Genomic DNA, 601 nt, shown 5'->3' on the forward strand with positions numbered 1-601 from the left:
GCCGGCCGGCAAGCTGTCGCAGGCGCAGTTCGCGCTGGACGCCAGCCGTGACGTGATCGCCGAGTACAACGACTACTTCGGTGTGCCGTATCCGCTGCCCAAGCTGGACAACGTGGCAGCGCCGGGTGGCAGCCAGTTCTTCAGCGCGATGGAGAATTGGGGAGCGATCTTCACCTTCGAGTACGCCCTGCTGTTGGACCCCGCTGTGTCCAGCGTTTCGGACAAGCAAGGTGTTTTCAGCATTGCCGCGCATGAGATCGCGCACCAGTGGTTCGGTAACCTGGTGACGATGGCATGGTGGGACGATCTGTGGCTCAACGAAGGCTTCGCCACCTGGATGGAAGGGCGCACCACCCGCAAGCTGCATCCGGAGTGGGATCTGAACAATGTGGATGCGGCGCTGACCAGTCGCGGCGCGATGGGCCGCGATGCGATGGTCACCACGCATCCGATCGTGCAGCACGTGGCTACCGTGGAGCAGGCCAGCCAGGCCTTCGACGGCATCACCTACGGCAAGGGCGCGGCGGTGATCGGCATGTTCGAGGATTACGTGGGCGCCGATGCCTGGCGCAACGGCGTGCGCAGCTATCTGCGCGCGCAT

The 601-nt window shown here is 64.2% G+C and carries 1 protein-coding gene; it reads left to right on the forward strand.

The window, feature by feature from the left end:
* Window positions 1-601 (forward strand): M1 family metallopeptidase (locus ABB26_RS18355; RefSeq protein WP_245626272.1); only part of this gene is annotated, 601 nt, incomplete at both ends.

The organism is Stenotrophomonas humi (assembly GCF_001431415.1).
GTDB lineage: Bacteria > Pseudomonadota > Gammaproteobacteria > Xanthomonadales > Xanthomonadaceae > Stenotrophomonas > Stenotrophomonas humi.